This is a genomic window from Alicyclobacillus suci (assembly GCF_017329615.1).
GTDB classification, from domain to species: Bacteria; Bacillota; Bacilli; order Alicyclobacillales; family Alicyclobacillaceae; genus Alicyclobacillus; species Alicyclobacillus suci.
This window is the reverse complement of record NZ_JAFMTW010000091.1, coordinates 1-4,000: the sequence shown is the minus strand read 5'-3', so window position 1 is coordinate 4,000 and position 4,000 is coordinate 1. Positions and strand designations below refer to the sequence as shown.

Genomic DNA, 4,000 nt, shown 5'->3' with positions numbered 1-4,000 from the left:
GAGCTTTTACGAGCAAACTGACTTCGTGTATGATTATATTGTTTCACCCAAAAGGTGCTCCTTCCTAGCGAAGATGTGGTTCTCGACAAACTCATCTTACGGGTTTGTGTTTTGTTTGATTCTATTGTTAGTGACGGCTATGCCTCAGATTCTCTATGGAAACGATACGACACCGAATCATTTTCTGACTCGGTGTCGTATCGTTTTAAGGTGATGCACCTCTGCTTTAAGTATAGGGTTACGGGTTTGACAAGGTATCGTCGTGAAGCCCACAGTTCCGAAGAATTAAGGTATCCGATTTTTTATAATGAATCGTGATTCGGATGTGACACAACGCCCTACGTCTTGGTAATAGTTTGTCTTTGAACATTGTGGCCTGTAAGTAGTGCATCTGCCTTCTATTGTTAGTCGGGCAGAAAAGGGCTTACCTCCGTTGATTCCTCATTGATAGCTAAGATACTGACGGAAAACTAATTGAGTTGTTTGATACAAATCGAGGTCAGATGACTGGGCTTGGAGCAAATCCTCTTCTGTAATTGCCCCGACATAGTTAGGCAATTTTTTGAGCAACTCGTTCATTTCAAACGATTTCATTTCGATGTTGTACGCGAGAGAGCGGAATGCCTCATCGTGAACAAGTTTTTGTCTAAGTGCCGCCAAAACGAAATCGATCCAGGTCGCTTGCCCGAAGGTAATATTTATTGCTAGGGTTTCTTCTTGAGATTCAGTAGAGTGCCAGTATCCACGGGGAAGAAATAACATTGATCCTGGTTGTAACTCAATTTCATGTGCATTTGGCAATGTCGGATCAGGAGCTTGTCCGTTCCAGTATGCCTTTAATTCTACTGGCATATAAGGATATTCGGCCAGATCGTAATGCTGAACTGGATACGTGACATTCGAGTTTTCTAAAACCATCCATTTTTTTCGACCGCGGATTTGAAATACAAAATTCGCATACGCATCAAAGTGAGCTTTAAACCCACCGCCATTTTTGGCTGCGTACGCAACAGCCTTGCCATGAGTGCCCTGAGGGAGCTTAAGGAATGATTTGAGCTCCTGAATGGTCTTTCGAATTGACGGTATAAAGAGGTCGACAAAGTCAAACTCCAAAGCACCACCTTGTTCGTACCAGTGCAGTGCCTCAGAAGGAGATACCATGAATCGATCCGTAATGCCCTCTGAAGCATCTATCACACAATCGCCGACGACCATGATAGGGTTTTTGTAAAGACTAACAATGTCTTCGACCGTAACGTTCTCGGGCAAGTGGAGCGTACTAATGTGACGATTCGCTTCTCCGTGGCAAACATAGTGCCTTGCCGGCCAATACATTTCGATAAATTTTTCTGGACTCAAGGGTTCAGTAATACGCTGTACCACATCCGACTTACTCATGGTTTCCGCCATGTTTGAGGCCCCTTTCTCAAAAATTTGATTCGAAATTATAGTAACAAATATTTATTAATTCAGTAAGATGTGTTATATAATAGGGAATGCAGGGTAGCTAGTATCTAATATTCCTTTTATTTCAGATTGTGTAATGGAAGGTGGTGAGACCATGAAAAAGGTGTATAAGGCTCCTCGCATTGTAGAGATCGAACGCGCTGCTGTTGTTGGAGGTCATTAATTCCAAGCTAGCTACCCTGCTAGCATTTGCTATAAGGAGATTACTATGCTGAGTCCTGAGGCTTGCTATACATACAAACGATTTGTTGATAAATATCAGAAATATATATATCCTCTCCTCGCAGCTAATTTGCATCGGAGGTACGGAAAGTCTTCTGGTAGGGTTATCGATATGGGAACCGGCCCTGGATATCTTACGGGCGAATTGCTGTCTCGCATTGAAGGCCCAATACACGCCCTCGATATCAATCCTGCTATGCATGAAATAGCTTATGAATATATCTCGACACTTGATCATCGCAAACGTGTGATTTTTGATCAAGCAGATATCCATGACCTACCATATGGATCTGATTTTGTGGATTTAATTGTCTCTTATTCTTGCTATCACCACTGGGAAAATCCGGTGAGAGCTATTCGAGAATGCTATCGAGTTTTAAAGCCAGGCGGTAAGTTATTTGTGATTGACACGGAACCCCCAGCCGACGATTGGGAAATGCCGCTTCGTTCTGTTATTCGTGAACCTGAATACTTTGCGATTATCGCCAAAGCTTTTTCAGAAAGCCGAACGATGCAAGAAGTCGAACGTGTATGTAGAGAAACAGGTATTCCTGAGTTCACGATATCGGAATTTCAGTTTGAAGCAGAAGATATTGTGGAATGTATTGATGATTTGGGAGAAATGCCAGAGTGGTCGAGTGGGTCCATAAGCTCCCCGAAAACGTGGATTTTAGAAATCGTGAAACAGGGAGGATTGTAATCATGATCAGCGAATCGACCGTTTTCGCTCATCAAGAAGGGATTCAAACACGGAAATATTTGAAGAGCATTATCATTGAGCCTGGGATTACGTTGAATGAAACTGCTGCATTTGTGTTTGAACGAATGGACGGGCATCGTACTCTCGGTGATATTTGTAATGAAATGGTATCAACCTATGACGTAGATTATAATACCGCCTTAAATGACGTTGTTTCGGTTTCCGCCTATCTGATTGAGAAGAATGCAATCCTAACCGTCGTGGAGTGAAAATAAGCATGCATAAGCTAACCTCAGACCAATTGATCTCCTTAGGAATTCCCGCATTCGATCCTGAGGAAAATCGAACGTACCGTGCTCAAGCAATCGCAAACTATATTACGATGCTGATAGCACTGGGACGAGACCATGGGATGAACCACGAAGACTTAGCCGCTTGGTTGCAATCGCATTATGAAGAACGAGGATACTATGAAGAATGGAAAAGACGATTCGGAAAAGGAAACTGCAGTGCGTTGATCGTTGATTTCGTGTTAGGCAGAAGACTGCTCTATGACGACATTAACGTTCAATCGATTACGGACCATCGCTACATCGTGGAGAGTGCAACTTGGTATGACAAGTTCCCTCCAGAAGCATTTTTTTATTTCGACGTAGACGTAGAAGACTTTGTCTCGTATACAAAGCATCTCGCTATTGCAAATGCTGAAAAACTTGGAATCCGTCTTCACATCGAGCACAAAGACCATCACGAGATAGCGACATTTGAACCCATGTCTGAAAAACAAGAAGAGAGCCCATCTGAAGAAGATTCAATAACTTATCGGGAAAAAACGCCGGGTGATGAAGAAGCACTTGCACGATTCTTCGAGCAATCGTGGGGGGAACCCATCATGGTGAGTGGTGGTGAAGTTCACGACCTTCTCAAGTGCGATACCATCGTTGCTGAATCTAATAATCAGTTTTACGGGGTGTTAACCTACAAAATACAAGAGACATCTTGCGAAATAATTTCGATTGACGCCGTGAAAAAATACCGAGGAATTGGAACGAGATTGCTCGAGAAACTCATTGAAGTCGCGAAACGACATAGATGTACAAAAATTCGGTTGGTCACAACTAATGACAATTTAGAGGCAATACGATTCTATCAACGTAGAGGTTTTTACATGACCGCTATACACCGTGGAGCTGTTGATGAAGCAAGAAAATTAAAACCATCTATTCCTAAATCGGGAGATTTTGGTATACCAATTCAGGATGAGATTGAATTTGAAAGGCGGATTTGAGTTGGACAATGGGCGCTATCGTATATTGATTGTTTCCATATCCTTGGGCGTGTTCGCTAGTGTAATGAGCACCACGATGCTGTCCATCGCCTATCCCAATCTCGTAAGTCACTTTCACATTACGTATAGCGTGTTGCAATGGCGTAATATCATATTTTGGTCAATTCTTGGGGTTGGTATGCCTCTCTTCGGTAAGATATCAGACCAAATTAATATCAAAATTCAACCCGGATTTCGACGATTAGGTGATTGAGATCATTGACCGGGGCATGTTTTCAAGTATTTGGTGGATTTGTTGGCGAACACGGCGAAATCATGGTACG

Annotated in this window: 4 protein-coding genes; 3 read left to right on the top strand and 1 reads right to left on the bottom strand. The window is 42.6% G+C overall.

All coding sequences use genetic code 11. The features are described from left to right. Nucleotides 1-441: 441 nt before the first annotated feature. Nucleotides 442-1,410 carry a JmjC domain-containing protein gene (locus J3482_RS19575; protein ID WP_236018408.1) on the bottom strand — a complete coding sequence of 323 codons (969 nt, stop codon included), beginning with the start codon at nt 1,408-1,410 and terminating at the stop codon, nt 442-444. 265 nt (nt 1,411-1,675) lie between these two features. Here J3482_RS19575 and J3482_RS19570 point away from each other — a divergent pair, with 265 nt between their 5' ends. The 3 genes from J3482_RS19570 to J3482_RS19560 are packed head-to-tail and all read left to right on the top strand — an operon-like array spanning nt 1,676 to nt 3,677. Continuing rightward, nucleotides 1,676-2,389 carry a class I SAM-dependent methyltransferase gene (locus J3482_RS19570; RefSeq protein ID WP_206923012.1) on the top strand — a complete coding sequence of 238 codons (714 nt, stop codon included), beginning with the start codon at nt 1,676-1,678 and terminating at the stop codon, nt 2,387-2,389. Between the two features lie 2 nt (nt 2,390-2,391). Continuing rightward, nucleotides 2,392-2,658: a PqqD family protein gene (locus J3482_RS19565; protein WP_206923011.1), complete on the top strand. Its 267-nt coding sequence runs from the start codon at nt 2,392-2,394 to the stop codon at nt 2,656-2,658. Nucleotides 2,659-2,666: 8 nt separating this feature from the next. Further along, nucleotides 2,667-3,677, top strand: coding sequence for a GNAT family N-acetyltransferase (locus J3482_RS19560; protein WP_206923010.1), 1,011 nt, complete (start codon nt 2,667-2,669; stop codon nt 3,675-3,677). Nucleotides 3,678-4,000: the final 323 nt, after the last annotated feature.

Bases quoted from the DNA above. Each gene is read 5' to 3' on its own strand.
- J3482_RS19565 (WP_206923011.1), top strand. From the start codon at position 2,392: ATGATCAGCGAATCGACCGTTTTCGCTCATCAAGAAGGGATTCAAACA.
- J3482_RS19575 (WP_236018408.1), bottom strand. From the start codon at position 1,410: ATGGCGGAAACCATGAGTAAGTCGGATGTGGTACAGCGTATTACTGAA.
- J3482_RS19570 (WP_206923012.1), top strand. From the start codon at position 1,676: ATGCTGAGTCCTGAGGCTTGCTATACATACAAACGATTTGTTGATAAA.
- J3482_RS19560 (WP_206923010.1), top strand. From the start codon at position 2,667: ATGCATAAGCTAACCTCAGACCAATTGATCTCCTTAGGAATTCCCGCA.